This window comes from Microcystis sp. LEGE 00066 (assembly GCF_015207925.1).
Taxonomy (GTDB): domain Bacteria; phylum Cyanobacteriota; class Cyanobacteriia; order Cyanobacteriales; family Microcystaceae; genus Microcystis; species Microcystis ichthyoblabe_A.
Window position 1 is genome coordinate 1 of sequence record NZ_JADEVX010000067.1, and the last position, 22,108, is coordinate 22,108.

Consider the following 22,108-nt stretch of genomic DNA (forward strand, 5'->3'; position numbering starts at 1 on the left):
GGTGTGGGGTGTAGGGTTTTATACCATTAACCCATCCTACAAATAATTGTGCCTCCCTACTTAATCGGGCAAATCAAAGAGAACCCCCGTCATATAACGTTCTGCCCATTCCCACCCGAAGGCTTTTTCTAGTACACGCCGAGTTTTATCGTTTTTCTGCTGTTGACTACAATAATCCCGTTGTCCCTGTAAATAAATACGCGCTTCTTCCCCAGAAAGAGGCTGACTTTCCCTAGCACATTTGCAGTGAATTGTCAAGAAATCTGTTACTCTTTGTAAAAATTGTCGTTCCTCGGCGGCGGTTTCGGGACGAATAAACAGACAATATTGGGAGAAAATATGACCCCAAGAGGGCAAATCACGAGCCTGGGCGAAATTAGCCACAGGTAAAGCCGCTAAAGCTTGATTATAGGCACTAGAGAGGGTTTTATCGCCACTGGTGGGAGAAAGATCCACAATAGCGGCACTGATTCCCGCTTTGCCGGAGACTATATCACATCCGAACATCGGCAGCGGATATTCTGGACGGGGGAACATGACACAGTGAAGGATATCCAAACCATTGCCCAGTTTAGCCAGTTCTAGGTGCATTTTGCGGAATTGGGGAGTTTGATAGCAGCGATTCTCGATAATTAATTTTTCCCCTTCTAAACGTCCCTCCACATAGCCTAAACCTTCCGGCAACTCAAAGGGCGACAAATCAAGATAATTTTCCCAGTGGGACAAAATTGCTGTGGCTAATTGTCCAATCAGGGGATGAAGTAACGGTAAAATTTCAGGGTTGGTAACGGCTATCATAGGTCAGTTATCAGTTATCAGTTATCAGTTATCAGTCATCAGTTATCAGCTTTTTGCTCCCTATCTCCCTATTTCCCTATCTCCTGACATCTAAAATCCACTTTACCCCATGGAGCGATCGAGATTAGAACTGGGAAATATAAAATTAACTTCTTTGTCCTTCTCCTAATTTACCCCATGGTTAGCAGTGCCGCTCGTCCAAGACCTTCCTTAAAAACTCTCTGGCAAAAGATAGAATCTTCTCCCTTGCCAGAAACCGAGGAATCGATTATTTTAAGAATTCTGGTGCAAGCTTTAGTAATCGTGGGTATTATCGCCACCGATGTGGCTACCGATAGTTATACCAGTCTTTGGGCGGTTCCTCTCAGTATTATCGGCGGAATCTGGAGTTGGCGACGCAGGAAAAAGCGCAATATTGGGGCAAAATTTTGTATAGCGATCGGAATGTTGGTAGTGTTGGCGCTATTCTTGGGTGATATCGTTGCGATGCAGGATAGTCGCATTGCTCTAACGCAATTATTAATTCAACTGCAAATTCTCCATAGTTTTGACCTGCCCCGACGCAAAGATTTAGGTTATTCTATGGCAATCGGTTTAATTCTCTTGGGAGTCGCTGGGACAATCTCCCAAACCCTCGCTTTTGCGCCTTGGTTAATCCTCTTTCTGCTTTTATCCCTACCTACCCTAGTTTTAGACTATCGTTCTCGTTTAGGTTTAGATAATCTCAATCAGAGTCTCCCTTTCTTCTCAAAGAAACCCCCCCGTCTAGCTACAAAAAAATTAGTTTCCCTGCAAAATTCTCCCCTTTCTCCCAAACGTTTCGGAATTTTCTTTCTGACAATTCTCCTCTTGGGATTGACAATTTTTGCTCTGATGCCGCGTTTTCCTGGTTATCAAATTCAATCTTTTCCCGTCAATAGTCCAGCAGGTATGGAAAATCAGGATTTTGAACAGGGAGACAGACAAATCGTTAACCCCGGCTATGTGCGCGAGGGTGAAACGGGGAATGGTGGCGTAAATGGCGGTAATAGTCCCACTACAGGGTCAGGACAGCTAGATCCTACCTTTTATTACGGTTTTAACAGCCAAATCAACCAAAATTTGCGGGGAATTATGACTCCCCAGACAGTCATGCAGGTACGTTCCCAAGCCCCCGGATTCTGGCGGGCGATGGCGTTTGATCGCTATACTGGTCAAGGGTGGCAAATCTCGCGAGATCAGGAAGTAGAGGATTTAAATCGCAGTAGTTGGTCCTATCGCTTTTTTGTGCCGTTACCCGCAACCCAGGCCAAAACTAATCAGGTAGTCCAAACCTACAGCATTGTCTCTAGTTTACCGAATATTATCCCTGCTCTTACCTCGCCCCAGTTTCTCTTTTTTCCTACCCGACAGGTATCTTTAGACCGAGAAAATAGCTTAAGGTCGCCGGGGGGATTAGCAGAAGGGCTAACTTATACTGTAATCTCACAAGTGCCAGAACGCAATCGCAGCCAATTGCGATCGGCATCAGAAACCTACCCTAAGTCTATTCTCAAGTATTATTTACAAATTCCTGCCGAAATTGCCCCGAAAGTCCGCCGAAAAACCGAGGAATTGCTGGCCAAATCTCCCACACCTTTAACCTCTCCCTACGAGAAGGCCCTATATTTAGCCCAAGCATTGAAGCAAAACTACGAATTAAAAGCCGATTTGCCCTTTTTAGCCGAAAATGAGGATTTAGTCTCGGCCTTTTTATTTCGTTTTCAGGGGGGTTACGCCGATCATTTTTCCACCGTGTTAACGATTATGTTACGCTCGATCGGTATTCCTGCCCGATTAGCCACCGGTTTTGCCCCTGGCCAGTTTAATCCTTTTACTGGCTTTTATGTTGTCCAAAATACGGACGCTTACGCCATCACAGAGGTGTTTTTCCCCGGTTACGGTTGGTACACTTTCGATCCTATCCCAGGCCACGAATTAATTCCCCCATCCTTTGAGGAAGCGGAACCTTTTAGCGTCCTCAAGCAATTTTGGCAATGGGTGGCCGGATGGTTGCCCTCTCCAGTAACGGGTTTTCTCGGTCTGATTTGGGAAAATGTTATCGTTACTATCGGTAAGTTATTGGGATGGTTATGGCGCTTTATTTCCGGCAGTCTTTTCGGGGGAATTCTCGGTGGTTTAGTGGGGGTCGTTTTCGCTTACGCTGGTTGGTTAGGATGGGGACAGTTCCATCGTTGGCGTCGGGGTCGCAAGTTGGCAAAACTACCACCAATCGAGCGTTTATACCAGCAAATGTTAGGAATCTTAACAGAAGCCGGTTATGGTAAACATCCCGCTCAAACCCCTTTAGAATACGCCACCGCCGCCCGCAGCGTCCAACCGCCGCCAGTGGCGAATATTATCGAGGAAATTGCTCGCGCCTACGTTGATTGGCGTTATGGCGGGAAATCGGCTAATATTGAGAGTCTGCGCCAACGTTTTCGAGAGTTGCTCAAGCTAGTTAAAAAGTGAGCTTGAGCCTATAGTTAGGGTTTGCCGAAAAAGTTTTTCAGCAAATCCTAAATAATTAAGGTCTGCTGAAAAAGTACGGGCGAAGCATTCGGATAGAAAATCTACGGTTTCACCGATAGGTTATTGTCCGAATGCTTCGCCCCTACAGGACGCGGGCCGATGAAGACGCAAGGTTTTGAACGACGATTCTCTCAAAATCTTGCACCTGTGAGAGCAAAACAGAACCCTAAAATCCTTACCTCGTCTATATTTCATATTTATTCAGCAAGCCCTAATTAGTCTTTAATAACTGGATTTAGTATTACTTGGCGATCCTTTGATAAATGGCGATCGCATTGCACTAATCCGATGGCTTCGACTAAAATAAATATGCTAGGATTGGGGTAATTTATCTGGATCAAGTTATTCCCTAGCTTAAATAAATACTCATTCCTCCACTAACAAGATATCATCATGGATCTACCAGCCTTTGATCATAACCTTCATCAGTCCGATACTACCCACACTTTACATACTCATGCGGATTCGTCGCTGGATTTGCACGACCACCAAGATTTGTTAAACGACCCTAATTTGGGAGTTCACCACGATCCCTTTGTCCCATCTAATATCAGCATTTATGAGCCTCATCATATCCATAATGCTTTTGAGCATCAGGGTTTAGCAGATTATCAACCCCATCACGCTAATGGTTTATTAGACCATCAATATTCTCAAGTTGATCATCCTTCTCATTTTGATCAAGGTTTTGAGAACCAGCACTTAGCAGATTATCACCCTCATCATGCTAACAGTTTCCCAGACCATCAATATTCCCACGCAGATCATACTTCCCATTGGGATCATCTTTCACAGCGATCTGGTTCTGAGACGGCTTCTGAGTTATTAAGTAAAGCCAATGAACTGGAGAAAAAAGCTAACGATAGTTTAAGTAGTTCTCAGAGTCACAGTAAAACTGCTGATTACTTTCGTGAGCATCACGATGAGTCTGGGGCTGCCAGCCACGACCGGGATGCCAAGGATAAAATGGCAGAATCAGAAAAACATCGAGCGGAGGCTGAAAAAGCAAGAGAACAGGCGAAAAAAGTCTAGAGGGTTATTATGAAAGGTAGCTTTTAGACTGTCGCATTAGAGGGCAAAAACCTTGACTTTTACCTTCTTTCTGATAGCCCAGGACAGGATTTTTCTGTATTACTGGGGTTGACTAAGACTAAATTAAAGTTACAAAAAACCATTATGGAGGATTTAGAAATATGTCTTGGATGTATGGCTTAAGTTTATTGGCATCAAGTGGCATTAATGCTTGGCAAGCAGGAAAAAATCGTCAATCTTCTGAAAGTATCAGTCGGCTAAATCGGGATTCTTCCGAAGAAATTGCTCGATTAAGTAGAAAGCATTCCGCAGAATTGCAATATAATCAATTAAAATTTTCCGTATTGCAACAAAGAGAAAATCAAGAATTTCAAAGAGAATTAGCTGAACTTAACCACGAAAGAGCGAAGGAAATTGAGGCTTTTCGGGCGCAGGTTAACTTTGCGATTAATCAAAAAAATCTGGATTTTCAAAAATGGCGTTTTGAGCAGGAAAAGAAGATTCAGTATGATATTTTGCAGTTACAGCAAAATTTTCAGCGTGATTTGACCCAAATTCAGCATCAAAATGCTTTAATCCAAATGCGGGAAAGGCTTAGGGAAGATAAATCGCCTATCGCCAATTTAGCATCTGATTTACTGGAAAATTCTTTCGCTCATGGCATAATGCCTTTAAAAGTGCTACTTGCACCCCCTAGCTTGGATTACGATCCCAGTTCGGGTAAACCCTATCAAGCTAGTTATGAGAAGTTTTTGTATGAGGGAATTGAGCAATTTCTTCATCAGGGTTATTTGGATAGTAAACGAGTGCAATTGATAAATGGTTGGGTATCGAAAAAATACGGCGGTGGCTCGGCCCTGCAAGCACTTCATGCACAATTAAAAAGTATTCCTATTTTAGTTTTAGAGTCTGAAATTCCCTTGGGGGAACTCAATTTTCGTGCGGGTTATTGGTCGGGGGGCGATGTTTCTTACACGCAGGCGACGATTTTATCGGGTCAATCTGTTGCTGATTTACTGAATAATTCAGCGAAAAAAAGGGCTTTGGAGTGGGAAGTAACTTGCCAGAAGTTACAAGCTCTGGGTAAGGATGAAGCCTATATTAAAAATATGGGCGGGGTGAACGAAGAAAATTTACAAATTCATAACAGGGAGTTAGCAGAAAAAGAAGAATTAGAAAAGCACGGCATTGATACTTCTAACTTGCCGATTAGCAAAGAGTATAAAATCACCGACCAAGATTACAAGAGTTTTTATGAGTATTTGGCAGTATGGCACTGTTTAGTCATTGGACTTTATGCGGATATTCTCTTTCTGGGAAATTCCTGGGAAAATACACCTTTGTTACCGAGCTTGATTCCCTATTTGTTGGAAAAGTACAAGAATCATTCTTTTTTAACGTCGGAGTTTTGGCAGATGGGAATTTCAACCGTTGTCAAAGCTTACGGGCAATTTTACGATACTTTAAAATCGGATGCTCCCTCTTGTTTGCCTGAAATCCGCATGAAGTTGGCGTTATCTTTGGCTAATTTACCAAGTCAATATCAGTATTTGGCTTTAGAGCAAGGCAATAAGGCTTTTTCCGATTGGTTACGGGCTAATGATGCGCCGTCGGATAAAGTTTTTGATCTCGACAATGACGCTGATTGTCAGCTTTTAAAACGGATTATTTATCAAGAGGATCAGCCGTTTTTAGAGTCTTTGAAGTTGTTATTAGAGAAGGTTAAGGATGCGGACGGGATTAATGCTAGTCAAAGCGCGGGGATTAATAGTCTTTTGGCAGGTTGGCAATTATTGAATCGTTTTGGTAATATTCCCCACTTACCGGCGCTGGGGGAGCCGATGGTTGTGGAGGAAAAGTTAAGATCTAGTATGCCTAATATTACGGAGAATTTTACAGAAGTTTTACGCAACAGAATTGAATTAGAAATGATTGCGATACCTGGTGGTAACTTTCTTGTATTAGAACCAGAACCAACCGTAGTTAAATTAGATGCTTTTTGGATGAGTAAGTATCCCATAACACAAGCTCAGTTTAAAGCAATTATGTTTTTTAACCCCTCTTATTTTATAGGCGATAATTATCCAGTCGAACAAGTAACATGGGATAACGCTCAAGAATTTTGTGGTAGGTTATCAGAAAAAGTAGGGAGGAATTATTCATTACCTAGTATTAATCAATGGGATTACGCTTATAGTGCTGATGGCGCAAATCAATTGATTTTAGAGGTGAATAGTGAGTTCATAAACATTGGCATTGAAAGCACTAAATATAATTGTGAAAATCCATACGACAACACTTATCCTGTAGGGGGAAAAAAGCCTAACCCGTGGGGTTTATACGATATGTATGGCAATGTTTATGAATGGTGTCAAGATTCAGGCATTGGTGTACATGGTAGGAAAAGAATGGGAAACACATTTCTTTTTCGAGGTGGAAACGTAGTAGAAAAACGCAATTACTATACTGGTTCACCCGAGGGGATCAGGGTTGTATATGATTGTAGTAATTCAAGAGGTGCTGATCGTAATAGCATAGGAAACTTTACTTACGGACAAGATTGGGATTGTACACAAGAGTTATGGGGAAAAATAGGTTTTCGTGTTGTTTGTGTTCCATAGAATTTATCACGGCTTCCATGCTTGTGAGTTAATCCGCAAGCGCCGAATCGAAGCTCGACGGGCCGAGATTGCTACTAACGCTCAGGAAGTGTTTAGGGTTTGCTGAAAAAGTACGGGCGAAGCATTCGGATAGAAAATCTCCGGTTTCACCGATAGGTTACTGCCCGAATGCTTCGCCCCTACAGGACGCGGGCCGATGAAGACGCAAGGTTTTGAAGCACGATTCTCTCAAAATCTTGCACCTGTTTCACGAGAAAAGCCACAAAACCCTGACCTTGCCTACATTTCACATTTATTCAGCAAACCCTATTTAAGGCGGTAGAAATGGGAAGCGCTAAACAGGGAAACTTTGAAGAATTGAAATCTTATTTATTAGCGGATGATGATGAATGATTTTAGCGACGGATAGCAAATTTAAGAAAGGCTTTTCCTGACAAAAAATAACTTTTTTCGGCGGCTTAACCTAACGGGAGTCCACGATTTAAGGATGTCTCAACGCTACTCATAATGTGTTCACATCCGCAGGATTTTTTAAATGACTAGAATTAAGCTTCTTAGCGTCTTTCTGCGCCTGTTTGGTGTAAACCAATTTCCACCTTACCATTCTAGCTTCTCAGCACATTCTTCAACCGGCGTTGCCAGTCCCTCCCGAATGGATTCTCGCATCCCTGGAATTGAGAGGAGATATAACGTTTCTTGTCCCGATTTCCAATTCCCTTCAGATAGCAAAACTGCATTACCATCGCATCCCTCAATAATAATGGGTTTGTGGGAAACAGTCACTGAATCAATCAAATCCTGCAACTTTTGTTGAGCCTCATTAACTGGGATCATAAATCCTCCTAATTGTTTTCTACCAGTGCCGAAAGAAAATCTTCTGATAATCCTAGCGCCAATTACCCAAACCTGACTCCATTCGTAACTATCTCGGCGCTTACCCTAACGGCACTGGTCAGGCGATATTCTGACTTTATTCCAAACGACAAGTTTAAACAAATCTAAGCGCTTTCCTCACTGGATAATCGTCCTTCAATCGGTTCGTATTCATCTTCCAAGAGCCAGAGTTGAGCCTCTTCATAATCTGGAAACGCCTTGACGAGACGGTACTTTTCAGCAGGATCAAAAACATAACACCCCCTCGCCTTATCGATCAACACTAGCAGGATATAGGGAGGGGACTGCATGGAATCCACCCAAACTTCTAGGAAGCGCCAATTATCCTTCACTAGGTCGGGTTCGAGGAATTGCGTGATATTGGTTGTTTGCATTAATCTTAACCTCGCCGTAGAATAAAGAAGACTTTAAACCATCTGGGCTAATTCGACAACCAATCGCTTCGGCAAAGAATAGCCCATAGCGCTCATAGTTTCGAACATTACCCGTGTATTCACCCCTTTCCATGATAGCCTGAATAACTCGTAGCATTGTATCTTCATCTTTAAACACATGAATAGCTCGTCCTCGTAACAGTAATCTCCGTGATTGTGGAGTATTCGGTAGATGTTTAGAAATATGCTTAGTGTCAAGAAAAATCTCGCGATTAATTCCGCTCATAATGGTTAGACTTCGGCGTTTCTAATAATTGCTGGAATCGGCAGTCCGTCTTCCGCTAAAGCCGCAATATAACCGGCAATCGCCTCTTTTATATTAATCAAAGCTTCTTCTTTCGTTTTTCCTTGACTAACACAGCCTTTGAGACTTGGACACTCCACAATCCAATAGCCGTCTTCGTCTCGATATACAATGACTTGCCTCATTTTCCCACTCGCTCTTTAAGAAGTGTTAATAATTACCCCTAATCATAGCAAACAACTCAGCCAAATTTATTTACCGTTCCTGCATTAGCCTTCCCCCAACGTCATCTCTAGATTTAGTCCAGGCGCTGAAGAATACTTACACTAGCGGTGCTGGTTTTTCGCAACTAAAGTAAATTACATATCTTAAATTGAGAGTAACTAAACTTGACAATCAGTTTAACAATGCGCTAGAGTAACTGAGACTTCTAAACTGTAACGCTAGCTGAAGGGAGGCTATTAATTTCGACTAAATTTCTTTACTACTAACTAAACTAAGAAAATATAATTATGACAAACTATCAAACAGAAATCCAAATCAAAGTTCCTTTAGATGTTGCTGAAACTTATGGGAATGCAACGGAAGAAGATCGTCAAAAAATAGAAAAAAAATCGCTTTTTATGTTCAATCTTCAAATTTATCTAGAAAAGAATCTCTGGACAAATTACATAAAACGATGGCTACTATTGGACAAAAAGCACAAGAGAGAGGATTAACCCCTGAAATTTTAGAATCTCTCTTAAATGAAGATGACTAGACGCTTTGTTCTCGATACCAATGTTATTATCAGTTAATATCGAGAGATTACGCCAACGTTTTCGAGAGTTGCTCAAGCTAGGGAAAAAGTGAGCTTGAGAGCAGTTATCTTAATGGTGAGGTAGGAAGTTTTCGTTTTGGGGAGTCGATCGCCGGTCATCCATAGCAAATTAGGTTACACTTCATCTTGATGAGAAAGGCGATAAACAAGACTATGTTAAGAAATGTAACGAAGTACAAAACCCTTACTGTTGCCTTGTCTGCACAGTTAACTTTATTTTTGTCCGACTACCGATAATTCTCAGCCAGCAATTTATAAGCAGATCAATGTCATCTTGTCAAGTATTTGAACAATCAATTCAGATTAAAGCTAGTGCCACGACGGTAGAGCGTTGTATCACGGATTTAGAGTTAATGCGTCGTTGGTTGAATCCGGTGTTAGTTTGTGAACCTATCGGCGATTGGAAGACCGATATCGGTGGGAGAAGTCGTTTTTTGATTCAAATTCCCCTAATTCAGCCAACGCTAAAAAGTACGGTGATTGAGAGAGAACCGGGATTAATTGTCTGGCAATTTGAAGGCTTTTTTCGCGGTTGCGATCGCTGGGAATGTCAACCCAATGACAGCGGCACTTGTCTCATCAATCGTTTTGAGTTTGCGATTCCTAATCCGGTTGTGGGGTGGGGATTCCAGCAATTCGCCGCTAAATGGACTAAAAAGGATATGGAAGCGCAATTAAGACGCTTAAAACGAGTAGCCGAAGAAATTTATCTACTTTCAGCAACAAGTTAAGCTGATGGGGTGGTAAGCGGGGGTTTTGGGGATGGGAGAATACCCTCACCCCCAACAGCTAACCCCTGATCCCTAATCGATTGAGATCGACTGGGGACTGTTGCCGTTATCCTGATTATTATCGTTAAAACTGACTAATCCCTGCTGTTCTAACCATGTTTTCAGGGGATCGTCCGAAAGTTTCAAGTGGAGTAATCCAGAGGCAAAACCACCGAAAAAAGCGATCGGTTGTTGAATCAGTTCTTTAACAACGGGTTGTAATTCATCGAGAAACATCTTATTCTATCTCCTGATATTGTCACACCTATCAATGTTAAGTTAATTGAAGTGATTCTGTAAGACTAGCATGACTGAAACTTCCGACACGGTGAAAAAATCTTTCCGGCTAACCCCGTTTATTTTCCTGGGAATACTGCTCATCTGGCTAGGAATTAGGTTAATTGCTCCCGATAGCGTCAGTTTATTCGCTGGTACTCGTCCCGATTATTTGGGAGTCAGGGAAGGTAAACTGGCCCCTTGTCCAGTCACTCCTAATTGTGTTAGTAGTCAGAGTCAGGATCCGGCTCATTCGATCGAACCCCTTAGTTATCAGGGTAGCGGGGAAAAAGCGATCGAGCAATTAGCTAAAATTATCGCTTCCCAACCGAGAACTAAAATTATTAACCAAGATAGTAACTATCTCTACGCCGAATTTAGCAGTCAATGGATGGGATTTGTCGATGATCTGGAATTTTCTCTTAATCCTAGCAAAAATGCGATCGATGTTCGCTCGGCCTCCCGGTTAGGAGAATCGGATTTAAATGTCAATCGAGAACGAGTGGAAACCCTGAGAAAACTCTTTTCAGTGATCAGTAAACAGTAAACAGTGAAAAGTAATCGGGTGCATCTCAATTTTGTAGAAATATCTATACTACATTTGGGCGCACGCGATGCGCCCCTACCATTGGTGCGATAATATTATTATTGTAGGGGCGAATTGCATTCGCCCTCTTTAAATGACTTGTGCTGCTCACCTATATGTGAGAGAAAGTCACCAATAGGAGATGCACCCAATCAGTAATCAGTAATCAGTAAACGGTGAAATGACTCAGAGAATACTGACTCGGAGAATAATATAAGAAAAATTATGTTTCGTCCCCAACCAATACCAGCAAAAGCAGGACAGGAATCCGTCTGGGATTATCCTCGTCCCCCGCGCCTAGAATTATCGCCTAAACACCTAAAAATCATCTTTAATGGTGTGATAATTGCCGATACTAAAAGCAGTTATCGAGTTCTAGAAACCAGTCATCCTCCAGTTTATTATCTACCGCCCCAAGATATTAAAATGGAATACCTGCAAGCCACAGCAGAAAAGTCTTTTTGTGAGTGGAAAGGTCTAGCGGGATATTACAATATCACCGTTGGGGATCAACAGGCAATTAACGTCGCTTGGTATTATCCAGATCCGACACCAGAGTTTCAGGCAATTAAGAATTATCTGGCTTTTTATCCCGCCAAAATGAGCGCTTGTTATGCCGACGGGGAATTAGTACAACCGCAACCGGGCAACTTTTACGGGGGATGGATAACCTCCGATGTGGTGGGTCCGTTTAAAGGCGTTCCCAATAGTTGGGGCTGGTAATCACGTTAAGTAAGTAGTCGTGCAAAATTAACTTCTTGGTTAGGAAAGGCAAAAGTCAAAAGGCAGCTTTTTTCTTCCCACTTCCCACTTCATAATTCATAATTTATAATTCATAATTCCCCTTAACTCCTAGTTTCTACTTTTTACGAGAAATTATGACTATATCCCAACCCGATCTAGAACCCACTTGGATGACGATTATTCGCCTCTTGCGCTGGGATAAACCCGCCGGTAGGTTAATTTTGATGGTTCCCGCTTTATGGGCGGTATTTTTGGCGGCAGACGGGGTGCCACCACTACCCTTGATCGGGGTGATCATTTTGGGAACTTTGGCTACTAGCGCCGCCGGCTGTGTGGTTAACGATCTTTGGGATCGGGATATCGATCCACAGGTCGATCGCACTCGTAACCGTCCTTTAGCGGCCAGAGCTTTATCGATCAAGGTTGGTTTGATTATCGCTCTGATTGCTTTCTTGTGCGCCGCAATTTTAGCTTTATATCTGAATTTCCTGAGTTTTTGCCTATGTTTAGCCGCCGTTCCCTTGATTATCTGCTATCCTCTCGCCAAGCGTTTTTTTCCCGTACCCCAATTGGTTCTTTCTCTCGCTTGGGGTTTTGCGGTTTTAATCTGTTGGAGTGCCGTCACTGGGTCGTTAAATAGTAATACATTTATATTATGGGGAGCGGTGATTTTTTGGACATTGGCATTTGATACTATTTATGCTCTGTCCGATCGAGAGGATGATCTCAAGGTTGGTATTAACTCCAGTGCCATATTTTTCGGCAAATACGCCCCAGAAGCCGTGGGGGTCTTTTTTGCCCTAACAGTGGGTTTATTGGCTTGGGAGGGGCAAAAAATGCAGTTATCATCCTTTTTTTGGCTAGGGTTGGGTCTATCGGCGATCGCTTGGTTGCGTCAATACCGGCTGTTACGTCAATCGGATTTACCCAAACCAGTTTATGGTCAAATGTTCGGTCAAAATGTTTGGGTCGGTTTTATTTTATTAGCGGCTATGATTGCGGGGAGTTTGTATTAAAACTCCCCCAAAAATGTCCGTAGAGTCAGTTTGTCTATTCTGACTCTAATAATCCCATTACCCTAGCTGATGCGGGTTCACCAGTCATCAAAGCTACCCGTCTTTGAAAATTTTTTTCCACAGCAATGCAGGTATTTAAGGGATCTAAAATACCCTTTCTGATTTCCCTTTCCCAAGAATAATTTCTTTCTCGGTGTTTAAATCTTGATAATTGCTGGGTGAAAACAGTAACTACTTGATAAATGATTTTTAAATCGTAAAGAGAGTCAATTTGAGAAATTTTAACTGCTAAAGCCCGAAATTGACGGGATATTTCTTGAGCTTGCTCTTGACTACAGCCATGGTCATGATGATAATAATTAACTACTTCTGCCATGTACTGAGCGTGTTTAGCGGCATTTTGAATGCTATGTTGAGCATTTTCCACGGGGGCAAGAAATCGATCTAATAATAGCTGTTGAGCGTAGGCATCGCGAAGGGAAGAATTAGAGATTACTTGTAATTCTGCTATTCTTTCTTCATGTTTACGGCGATTTTCGGCATAAATCTCCGTCAGAATAGTATCTAACAGCTTGGGAATCGGATAAAAGACATCAATCATAGGAAAATTTAGCTTAGTTTGTCTAGAGATAAGAAACTCTATTAATAGAATTACCCAAAATTGTAGCAGTTATCTGAATAGTCAGGTACGATAAAATCAAGTTAGTAAATTACAGAGCTTTAACCAATGTCTAACTCGAAATCCGATAACGTTTGGGACTACAAACCCCGTTGGTGTCAACCTTGGTCGATTTTATTGACAGGAATTACCCTGATTGCCACCTGTTGGTTTTTAACCCAGCGTCTCTGGTTAACCCTACTCCTATCTATTCCCATACTCCTGTGGTGGTTTGTCTTCCTAATTCTTTATCCCCGGACGCTGCAGCAACAGTTAAACACAGAAAGAATCGGGGAAAGCATTGATTAAAACAGGAAAGACAGGACAGGGATTTTTATCCTGTAATTGACTACTTTCATCCCCGCGAAAAGTGTTCCAACGAAAAGGAGCTTTTTTTTCACTCGATATCCATAAAAGTCTTTTTGCTCGCGTCATCGCTACATACAAAAGTCGGTATTCTTCAGCTTTTTTAAGTTGTCCAGCTTCTAACCAAGCGCTTAAAGGTGGGGGAATAATTGGTATGCTGTCGGGGTTTAAATAGCGTTGATGAACTGCTGCTCGAATTTGCGCCCGGGCCACTTCTGCGAGGGTAAAATCTGCCAAAAATTTCGCCCCATTGGGAACCCAAGGTTTGCCAGGGATAATATCTTCGTGAAGAAAGGGAATAAAAACATAATCCCAGTCTAAACCCTTGGCTTTGTGCATAGTAATAATCGTCAGTTGTCCGGGACGAGTATAACAATCGTCGTTATCTTCTTCCACTCCTTCAAAGCGCTCAGAGGCGATAATTTCATTAAGAGTATTAATTGTATTTTTCAGAGAACTATTACCAGCAGTTTCCTGATAAATACGGGCGGTTAATTTTTGCAAAGTTGCTAATTCTGACCCCGAATATTGGAGAGTCATAGCGAAAAAAGACAGGAGTTGATAATGGGGTAATTCTAATCTAGCTTTTAGTAAACTGCAGCAATAACGACGGGCAATTTTTTCGTTAGATTTCAGTTCGGGATCGAGGGGAGTGGGATAAAGAAATTGTTCGGGATAGGTAACTAAAGGATTTAAGTCTTGGGCAGTAATTAAACCCCTAAATTGTAGCACTTCTAAGGCCGCTTTGAGATAATCGGGAGAGTGGGGACGTTCGACAAAAGCCAATAGTTTCAGCATTTCGGCGGGAATTTGGGAAAAGCGATCGATCTCGTTAGCTTCAAAAATTCTGATTTGATAACTTTTGTAAAAATGGGCGAATTTTTGAGCAAAAAAGTGTCCTTGTCGATTTTCTCTAACGAGGATAGCGGCATTATGTTGAGGGTTTTCTTGAAGTAATTTAACTAGACGTTTTTCAATTAATTCCACTGTTTGATAAATGTGATCGGGTTGATAAATTTCTAATCCTTTTCCCTCCTTAACTGGATTAGGTTGGGGATCTTCAGCACCGACGGGAAGAATCGCTTGAACCCGAAAAGGAGCCTCGGTAACTTTATGATTATCTTTCCCCTGTTTCCAATCTCGATCGACCCATTGTAAAACTAAATTAGCAGCTTCAATAATTTTAGTATTGCTGCGACCTGCTTGGTTCATAGTGGATAAATTGCCTTCGTTTTGACAACTTTCACAAAACCAATTAAAGTAAACAGGATCGGCGGGAGTAAAGGTGGAATTAATGGCTTGATTGGGATCGCCGACGCGAATTAAATTAGGTATTTCCCCATCATTATTTTTTGCTAAAATAGTAATTAGTTTTTCTTGGAGAGGACTAGAATCCTGTGCCTCATCTTCAAAGACTCCAAAGACAGATTTTTGCCATTGTCGGCGAATTTTTTCTTCCTCTAATACCCGCAAGGCTCCTAAAATCATGTCATCATAATCTATATAGTTTTTCTGACGCATCAGGATTTCATACTGTTGGTACAAACCACTAGCAATAGCGAGAATTTGATAATTATCGTCGGTATAGTGGCTTAATTCCCAAACTTGCTGCGGTGATAATCCCGAACTTTTTAGCTCATGAATGGCCGTATAGGCAAGACTAGGTAAAATTTCGGTTCTCAGCACCGATTGACGGCGTAATCTTTCTGTTTCTTCCCCATCAAATTCTACTCCTTCTAATAACTTTTGATAACGAATTGGATCGGCAATTAGCCATTTTTCTACTGAGTTTCTAATAATTCTATGGCTAGGAGTCGGAATAACTAAGGTAGAAGATTCGAGGTCTAATGCCGATAATTCTGGGTAACGACGGGCCAATTGTAGGGCGAGTCCGTGCAGAGTTTGGACGCTGAAACCTTGGGCCGAAAGTTGTAAATCTTGCAAGCGTTGTTTAATTTTAGCTTTAATACTAGCGGCAGCCGAGCGCGTGTAGGTGACAATAATTAACTGTTTTTTAGCATGAAGTTGCTCACGAGCAATAACCATGGCGGCAGCTACGGCTAAACTGTGGGATTTTCCCGCCCCCGGCACCGCAGAAATGGCCATTTTTCCCCCTTGCCAATCGGCTAATTCCTGTTGTCCCGCACGCAGTTGTTGCCGGAGATTTACCAGTAAATTTTCTCGATTAATTACTTTAGTTTCGCTCATTATGCCCCGCCAATTTTATTTTTAGTTTAATTGTATTACTATTAACACTGTCCACTTAAAACTGTAATCTGATCAGTGATCACTGATAACTGATCACTGATCACTGATATATAGCCAATTTTGTTGTACTTCTACCCGAATTTTGCCGGTTAAGGAAGAAGTGGCATCGCGATTAACACCAGTAATGAGATTAACCACTGACTCAACTTCGGCAAAATTAGGGGATGAGGGTAAATATTGAGCCAAAAATAAACGAATCACTCGTCTTTGTATCGCTAGAGGTAGAATTTGTAAAGGGGAGCGATCGAGTCTTTGTTGATCTAGATCGATAACCTGACGAAAAATATTCCTGGCAATACTATCTAAATAATCGCTTTCTGCTTCCAAAATTTCGGCAGTCTGGGCGAGATGTTTTTCGATTTGGGGATTTAAATTAGTTTGCAGGTAGGGTAATAATTCCTGACGGATACGATTGCGAGCATAGCGTAAATTTTCATTAGCTCGATCGTACCAGATCGGCAATTCTCGACTTTGACAAAAAGCGAAAGTTTCCCCGCGAGTGACATTTAAGAGGGGACGGACTAAAAAAATATCCGGGGTTAAACTTGTCAACCAAGTTAAGGCAGAAAGTCCATCACTACCGGCTCCGCGCGTGAGATTATAAAGAAAAGTTTCCGCTCGATCGCTCCTCGTGTGTGCCGTGAGAAGATAATTAAAACCCTGTTCTTGGGCGATTGTTTGTAAAGCTTGATAACGCCATTGTCGGGCCTTGGCTTCCGTTTCCGCCATGGGGGGTGCGGTGGCAATATAAACGGGTAATTGCCAAATTTCGGCGATTTTCCGCACATGATCCACTAATCCTCTGTCCTGGGACCAACGGTGATCACAGTGAGCGATCGCTAGTTGCCAACCCCAACGAGAGCGCAAATCCAGCAATAATTGACTTAAACAGAGGGAATCCTGACCTGCCGACAATGCCACTAATAGAGACGCATTTTTAGGTAGTAATTGTCCCTTTTTCACCGTGGTTTCCAGACGAGTATGGAGAGGTGTCCAAAAATTAGCCAAAATTTTTAGATTTATTTACTTGACAAGGATGTGGGAAGTATTTTCAGTGAACAGTGAACAGTAATCAGTGAACAGTAAACAGTAAAAAGATAGTAGGAAACTGCTATTTAATACTGCTCACTTAATACATAATGCTCACTTAAAACTCAAATCTGGTAACTGATAACTGATAACTGATAACTGATTTAACCTTGCCAATTAACCCAATCTTGGGGTTTTAGGAAGACATCATAGAGTTTTGCTTCTGGGGTATTTGGTGCTGGTTGATAACAGTATTCCCAACGAACTAAAGGAGGTAAAGACATCAAAATTGATTCGGTACGACCGTTAGTTTGCAACCCAAAAATTGTGCCACGATCATAAACTAAATTAAATTCTACATAACGACCGCGACGATAGAGTTGAAACTGACGTTCTCTGTCACCGTATTCCGTCGAGCGGCGTTTCTGGACAATGGGAACGTAAGCGGGTAGAAAAGCCCGGCCACAGTCATTAATGAAACTAAAAATTTCTTCCCAGTTGCGGGGTTGTTGGGGAGATAATTTTTCGGAATAGATAGCGGCATCACTTTCGGCAAAAGGACCGCGATAGAGAGGGTCTAAACCGTCTTGGTAATCAAAGAAAATCCCACCGATGCCTCTGGCTTCCTGACGATGATTGAGATAAAAATATTCATCACACCAGCGTTTAAAAACGGGATAATATTCGGGATGATGTTGGTCGCAAACCTGTTTAAAAGTGCGGTGAAAATGACTAGCATCTTCTTCAAAAGCATAGTAGGGAGTTAAATCGGCACCACCGCCAAACCACCAAACCGGACCTGCTTCAAAATAGCGATAATTGAGGTGAACCGTGGGAATATAAGGATTGCGAGGATGCAAAACCATCGAGGTTCCCGTGGCGTAAAATTGATGACCGGCAGCCTCGGGCCGTTGTTTGGCAATGCTAGGAGGTAATTCTTTCCCCCAAACTTCCGAAAAATTCACCCCTGCTTGTTCAAAAATTGCCCCTTCCCGCAAAACTCGCGAACGTCCGCCGCCACCTTCGGGCCGTTGCCAACTATCTTCGATAAATTTTGCTTTTCCATCCACTTCTTCTAATCCCCGACAAATTTCATCCTGTAGGGATTTCATAAATTCACTGACGCGGCTACGGCTGTCACTGGCGGGCAAATTGGCAAGGGTGGGGGTTGTGGTGAATGCAGTCATACTCAAGGATCAAAATTGATAACTCAGTGATTATATTACTACTAGGTGATGAAACGGCCGCTCTTCGATACTTAACTTAACATTTAGAGGGATTGGCGGTGGGGAAGTGGGGAGCGCCGGAGCGCATATTAGAGTTAGTCCCGCTCCGGGGACAATAACACAGATACCCAACTTCTACCACCATGTCCTCCCGTCGAATCATCATCGGTGACGTTCACGGTCAATACGATGCTCTTTTGCAGCTAATGGAAGCAATCGCGCCTCAAGAAAAGGAACCGGTTTATTTCTTGGGCGATTTAATTGATCGTGGTCCCAATAGCGCCCAAGTAGTTGAATTGGTCCGTCAACACCGCTATCGTTGTCTATTGGGCAATCATGAACAGATGCTGCTAGAAGTGTTGGGCAGCCAAAGAATGATGGGGGAAATGTTGCCGGCTTGGCTTTATAGTGGCGGTCATGCTACTCTCGCGAGCTATAATCACAAAATACCGCAAGATCACATCGATTGGCTGAAAACCTTGCCTCTTTACCTCGATTTAGGCGATATTTGGCTGGTTCATGCTGGGGTTTATCCCCATTTACCCCTCGAAGAACAAGATGCCACTCATTTTTGTTGGATCCGCGATCAATTCCACAGTATGCCAGAACCTTTTTTTAGTGATAAATTGATTATCACTGGCCACACGATTACCTTTACTTTTCCGGAGGTAAGTCCGGGGCAATTAGTCGCCGGTGCCGGTTGGTTAGATATCGACACGGGAGCCTATCATCCCCACAGTAATTGGTTAACTGGATTAGATATCACTAATCGTTTGGTTTATCAGGTCAATACCAAAGATAAAACCAGGCGAAAATTCGATTTAGAAGATATAACCACCTCAATTAATCCCGCCGAAGTTTATAATAAAAGAGTGCAGCCCACCCCTTAAAAATAACTGTTATTAACAAAAATATAATTCTCGGACGGGGAGTGATGCCAAATCCCCCCCAGATAGCTCAGATATTAATCCCTGGGTTGAATAACGCGAACCAGCAGCTTAGGCTATTGGGATTCTTTGATCGTAGGTTCTCAAGAGCGGTAAATTGAATAAAGAATTGTCCAGCTTTCCTTCACCCATGACTCTCCCCTCGGATTTTCCCCTAGAACCACCGGCTACCAATAAAGATCCCCATCGTGATTATCGCGGACTCGATCGCGATAAACTCACCCCCATGTACCAGCATTATGTGGAGGTAAAAGAAACCTATCCCAATGCTCTTTTACTCTATCGTGTGGGCGATTTTTTCGAGTGTTTCTTTCAGGACGCGGTGATTATCTCCAGAGAATTGGAATTAGTTCTCACCAGCAAGGAAGGGGGTAAAGGGATTGGGAGAGTCGCCATGACCGGGGTTCCCCACCACGCCCTAGAGCGCTATAGTCGTTTATTGGTGGAAAAAGGCTATGCGGTGGCGATTTGTGACCAAGTAGAGGATTCGACGGAAGCAGCCGCCGAAAAACGACTCGTAGAACGCGCTATCACCAAACTGCTCACCCCCGGAACCCTCACTGATGAGGGAATGTTAAACGCAAAAAAGAATAATTTTCTGGCTGCAGTGGTGATTACCGGAGAAAATTGGGGATTAGCCTATGCAGACATCTCCACCGGAGAATTCTACACCACCCAAGCCAGCGATTTAACGGCTTTAAGCCTAGAATTAACCCGTTTACAGCCCTCAGAAATCCTTTTTCCCATCAATGCCCCCGATTTAAACCGTATTTTGCGTCCCGGGGAAAAATCCGACCATCTCCCCCCCTGTTTACCCGATAGTTTTTGTTATTCCCTCCGTCCCCAAACTATCTTTACTCTCACAGAAGCGAAAAATCGTCTCCTAATCACCTATAAAATGCGTTCCCTAGAGGGGATGGGCTGCGAACATTTACCCCTCGCCATTCGCGCAGCTGGGGGCCTATTAGAATACATTGAAGATACCCAAAAAGCCAATCAAGTCCCCCTACAACCTTTAAAAACCTACTCTATCTCGGAATTTTTGATTTTAGATGGGCAAACCCGTCGCAACCTTGAAATTACCCAAACGGTGCGCGATGGTAGCTTCTATGGTTCTCTATTATGGGCGATCGATCGTACTTGTACGGCCATGGGTAGTCGCGCTTTACGTCGTTGGTTACTGCAACCCCTCTTAGATTCTCGCGGTATTCGCGCCCGTCAAGATACTATCCAAGAGTTAAAGGATAATCCCGCCCTGCGCCAAGATATTCGGCAAAAATTAAGGGAAATCTACGATATAGAACGTTTAAGCGGTCGCGTTGGCGCAGGAACGGCTAACGCCCGCGATTTACTTTCCCTAGCGGCATCTTTAGTCAAATTAGCCGATTTAGCGGCTTTGGTTGCTTCGGGAAATTCGCCCTATTTGAAAGCTTTACAGCAAATTCCCGCCGATTTGGAAAAATTAGGCCAGCAGGTGATAGCGCATCTGGTGGAATCTCCTCCGCTGCATCTGAAGGAAGGGGGGGTGATTCGTGAGGGAATTGATGCCCAATTGGATGCCCTGCGGCGCGACTATCAGGAAGTAATCGATTGGTTTAAGAATCTGGAGACGACAGAGAAAGAAAGAACGGGTATTAGTAACCTTAAGGTTAATTATAACAAAACTTTCGGTTATTATATCAGTTTACCCCGCAGTAAAGCTGATTTCGCCCCAAAAGAGTATGTGCGTAAGCAAACTTTGGTCAATGAGGAACGTTATATCACCACCGAGTTAAAGGAGAAAGAAAATATAATTCTGACGGCAGTAGATGAATTAAATAACCTAGAATACGAGATTTTTAGCGATTTACGCCGTCAAGTGGCCGAATTTTCCCCAGAAATCCGGGAAGTGGCCACAAAAGTCGCCGCTTTGGATGTGTTGGCAGCATTGGCAGAAATCGCCGTTTATCAGGGATATTGTCGCCCGGAAATCGCCGATGGTCGTCTTATCGATATTAAAGATGGTCGTCATCCCGTGGTGGAACAATCCCTTGGGGCCGGCTTTTTTGTGCCGAATTCGATTAATTTGGGCAATCAGGAAGGTTTAGAATATCCTGACTTGATTATTCTCACCGGTCCCAATGCTAGTGGCAAAAGTTGTTATCTGCGACAGGTGGGATTAATTCAATTGTTGGCCCAAACCGGCAGTTTTGTCCCGGCAAAGTCGGCCAAAATCTCCATCTGCGATCGCATTTTCACCCGGGTGGGGGCTGTGGATGACCTCGCTACTGGCCAATCCACCTTTATGGTGGAAATGAACGAAACTGCCAATATTCTCAATCACGCCACAGACAGATCATTAGTATTATTAGACGAAATTGGCCGGGGTACAGCCACTTTTGACGGTTTATCCATAGCTTGGGCTGTGGCGGAGTATTTAGCCACGGTACTGCAATCGCGGACGATTTTCGCCACTCACTACCACGAACTGAACGAATTAGCTTCAATTTTAGAGAATGTGGCTAATTATCAGGTAACAGTCAAAGAATTACCCCATGAGATAGTATTTTTGCACCAAGTACGACCGGGAGGCGCGGATAAATCCTACGGTATCGAAGCGGGGAGATTAGCCGGTTTACCAGCTTCTGTGATCGATCGTGCCATGCAGGTGATGGGTCAAATCGAAAAACATAGTAAAATTGCGATCGGTTTGCGTCAAGGAATTAAGAAAATTAAACCAGTTAAGTCGGATAATTCCCCCTCTCTGCAGCAGTTAGATATTTTTGATGACAGTAAGTAGGGTTTGCGGCAAAAAGTTTGTTGGTGGAGGCAGGGTGTGGGGTGTGGGGT

At 42.9% G+C, this 22,108-nt stretch carries 19 protein-coding genes and 1 pseudogene; 11 read left to right on the plus strand and 9 right to left on the minus strand.

All coding sequences use genetic code 11. The features are described 5' to 3' along the window. Positions 1 to 60: 60 nt before the first annotated feature. The gene (locus IQ224_RS11240; RefSeq protein WP_004157093.1) at positions 61 to 798 is read right to left on the minus strand and encodes a phycocyanobilin:ferredoxin oxidoreductase; all 738 of its coding nucleotides are present in this window, start codon (positions 796 to 798) and stop codon (positions 61 to 63) included. Positions 799 to 975: 177 nt separating this feature from the next. Here IQ224_RS11240 and IQ224_RS11245 point away from each other — a divergent pair, with 177 nt between their 5' ends. The 3 genes from IQ224_RS11245 to IQ224_RS11255 all read left to right on the plus strand — a co-directional run bounded on the left by IQ224_RS11245 (position 976) and on the right by IQ224_RS11255 (position 7,001). Then, positions 976 to 3,288, plus strand: coding sequence for a DUF4129 domain-containing transglutaminase family protein (locus tag IQ224_RS11245; protein ID WP_194032947.1), 2,313 nt, complete (start codon positions 976 to 978; stop codon positions 3,286 to 3,288). A 453-nt stretch (positions 3,289 to 3,741) separates the two neighbouring features. Continuing rightward, positions 3,742 to 4,380 carry a hypothetical protein gene (locus tag IQ224_RS11250; RefSeq protein ID WP_194032948.1) on the plus strand — a complete coding sequence of 213 codons (639 nt, stop codon included), beginning with the start codon at positions 3,742 to 3,744 and terminating at the stop codon, positions 4,378 to 4,380. Between the two features lie 161 nt (positions 4,381 to 4,541). Next, entirely contained in the window at positions 4,542 to 7,001 is a 2,460-nt protein-coding gene (locus tag IQ224_RS11255; protein ID WP_228036200.1) for a formylglycine-generating enzyme family protein, read from the plus strand. 597 nt (positions 7,002 to 7,598) lie between these two features. Here IQ224_RS11255 and IQ224_RS11260 read toward each other — a convergent pair. The 3 genes from IQ224_RS11260 to IQ224_RS11270 form a co-directional block, all read right to left on the minus strand. Further along, complete coding sequence (locus IQ224_RS11260) at positions 7,599 to 7,835, minus strand: type II toxin-antitoxin system Phd/YefM family antitoxin (RefSeq protein ID WP_194032949.1); 237 nt, start codon at positions 7,833 to 7,835, stop codon at positions 7,599 to 7,601. A gap of 164 nt (positions 7,836 to 7,999) precedes the next feature. Beyond that, the gene (locus IQ224_RS11265) at positions 8,000 to 8,269 is read right to left on the minus strand and encodes a hypothetical protein (RefSeq protein WP_002736772.1); all 270 of its coding nucleotides are present in this window, start codon (positions 8,267 to 8,269) and stop codon (positions 8,000 to 8,002) included. Positions 8,270 to 8,560: 291 nt separating this feature from the next. Next, a complete protein-coding gene (locus IQ224_RS11270; protein ID WP_002788008.1) occupies positions 8,561 to 8,758 on the minus strand; it encodes a type II toxin-antitoxin system HicB family antitoxin in 198 nt (65 codons plus the stop codon). Between the two features lie 327 nt (positions 8,759 to 9,085). Here IQ224_RS11270 and IQ224_RS11275 point away from each other — a divergent pair. Continuing rightward, positions 9,086 to 9,333: pseudogene (locus IQ224_RS11275) on the plus strand (hypothetical protein). 326 nt (positions 9,334 to 9,659) lie between these two features. Continuing rightward, entirely contained in the window at positions 9,660 to 10,124 is a 465-nt protein-coding gene (locus IQ224_RS11280; protein ID WP_002742963.1) for an SRPBCC family protein, read from the plus strand. Between the two features lie 72 nt (positions 10,125 to 10,196). On the opposite strand, the gene IQ224_RS11285 is transcribed toward IQ224_RS11280, so the two are convergent. Next, a complete protein-coding gene (locus tag IQ224_RS11285) occupies positions 10,197 to 10,400 on the minus strand; it encodes a hypothetical protein (protein ID WP_150978442.1) in 204 nt (67 codons plus the stop codon). A gap of 70 nt (positions 10,401 to 10,470) precedes the next feature. Between IQ224_RS11285 and IQ224_RS11290 the strand changes: the two genes are divergently transcribed. The 3 genes from IQ224_RS11290 (at position 10,471) to IQ224_RS11300 (ending at position 12,785) form a co-directional block, all read left to right on the plus strand. Then, the gene (locus IQ224_RS11290; protein ID WP_194032950.1) at positions 10,471 to 10,986 is read left to right on the plus strand and encodes a DUF1499 domain-containing protein; all 516 of its coding nucleotides are present in this window, start codon (positions 10,471 to 10,473) and stop codon (positions 10,984 to 10,986) included. A 264-nt stretch (positions 10,987 to 11,250) separates the two neighbouring features. Further along, positions 11,251 to 11,748 (plus strand): DUF427 domain-containing protein, encoded by a 498-nt coding sequence (locus IQ224_RS11295; RefSeq protein ID WP_002735494.1) that lies wholly within the window; start codon positions 11,251 to 11,253, stop codon positions 11,746 to 11,748. 155 nt (positions 11,749 to 11,903) lie between these two features. Continuing rightward, a complete protein-coding gene (locus tag IQ224_RS11300; RefSeq protein WP_194032951.1) occupies positions 11,904 to 12,785 on the plus strand; it encodes a 4-hydroxybenzoate solanesyltransferase in 882 nt (293 codons plus the stop codon). 34 nt (positions 12,786 to 12,819) lie between these two features. On the opposite strand, the gene IQ224_RS11305 is transcribed toward IQ224_RS11300, so the two are convergent. Continuing rightward, positions 12,820 to 13,386, minus strand: coding sequence for a hypothetical protein (locus IQ224_RS11305; protein ID WP_194032952.1), 567 nt, complete (start codon positions 13,384 to 13,386; stop codon positions 12,820 to 12,822). A 126-nt stretch (positions 13,387 to 13,512) separates the two neighbouring features. On the opposite strand from IQ224_RS11305, the gene IQ224_RS11310 reads away from it, so the two are divergent. Next, positions 13,513 to 13,752 carry a DUF6737 family protein gene (locus IQ224_RS11310; RefSeq protein ID WP_194032953.1) on the plus strand — a complete coding sequence of 80 codons (240 nt, stop codon included), beginning with the start codon at positions 13,513 to 13,515 and terminating at the stop codon, positions 13,750 to 13,752. Here the strand turns inward: IQ224_RS11310 and IQ224_RS11315 are convergent. The 3 genes from IQ224_RS11315 to hemF form a co-directional block, all read right to left on the minus strand. Then, positions 13,717 to 16,017 (minus strand): ATP-dependent helicase, encoded by a 2,301-nt coding sequence (locus IQ224_RS11315; RefSeq protein WP_194032954.1) that lies wholly within the window; start codon positions 16,015 to 16,017, stop codon positions 13,717 to 13,719. The genes IQ224_RS11310 and IQ224_RS11315 overlap by 36 nt on opposite strands. A 93-nt stretch (positions 16,018 to 16,110) precedes the next feature. Next, positions 16,111 to 17,085: a tRNA lysidine(34) synthetase TilS gene (gene tilS / locus IQ224_RS11320; RefSeq protein WP_002742954.1), complete on the minus strand. Its 975-nt coding sequence runs from the start codon at positions 17,083 to 17,085 to the stop codon at positions 16,111 to 16,113. 185 nt (positions 17,086 to 17,270) lie between these two features. Continuing rightward, positions 17,271 to 18,293 (minus strand): oxygen-dependent coproporphyrinogen oxidase, encoded by a 1,023-nt coding sequence (hemF, locus tag IQ224_RS11325; protein ID WP_194032955.1) that lies wholly within the window; start codon positions 18,291 to 18,293, stop codon positions 17,271 to 17,273. Between the two features lie 182 nt (positions 18,294 to 18,475). On the opposite strand from hemF, the gene IQ224_RS11330 reads away from it, so the two are divergent. Both IQ224_RS11330 and mutS read left to right on the plus strand, forming a co-directional pair. Further along, positions 18,476 to 19,222, plus strand: a complete 747-nt coding sequence (locus IQ224_RS11330) for a metallophosphoesterase family protein (RefSeq protein WP_002742951.1) — start codon at positions 18,476 to 18,478, stop codon at positions 19,220 to 19,222. 187 nt (positions 19,223 to 19,409) lie between these two features. After that, a complete protein-coding gene (gene mutS / locus IQ224_RS11335; RefSeq protein ID WP_002742949.1) occupies positions 19,410 to 22,058 on the plus strand; it encodes a DNA mismatch repair protein MutS in 2,649 nt (882 codons plus the stop codon). The last annotated feature ends 50 nt before the right edge of the window (positions 22,059 to 22,108 follow it).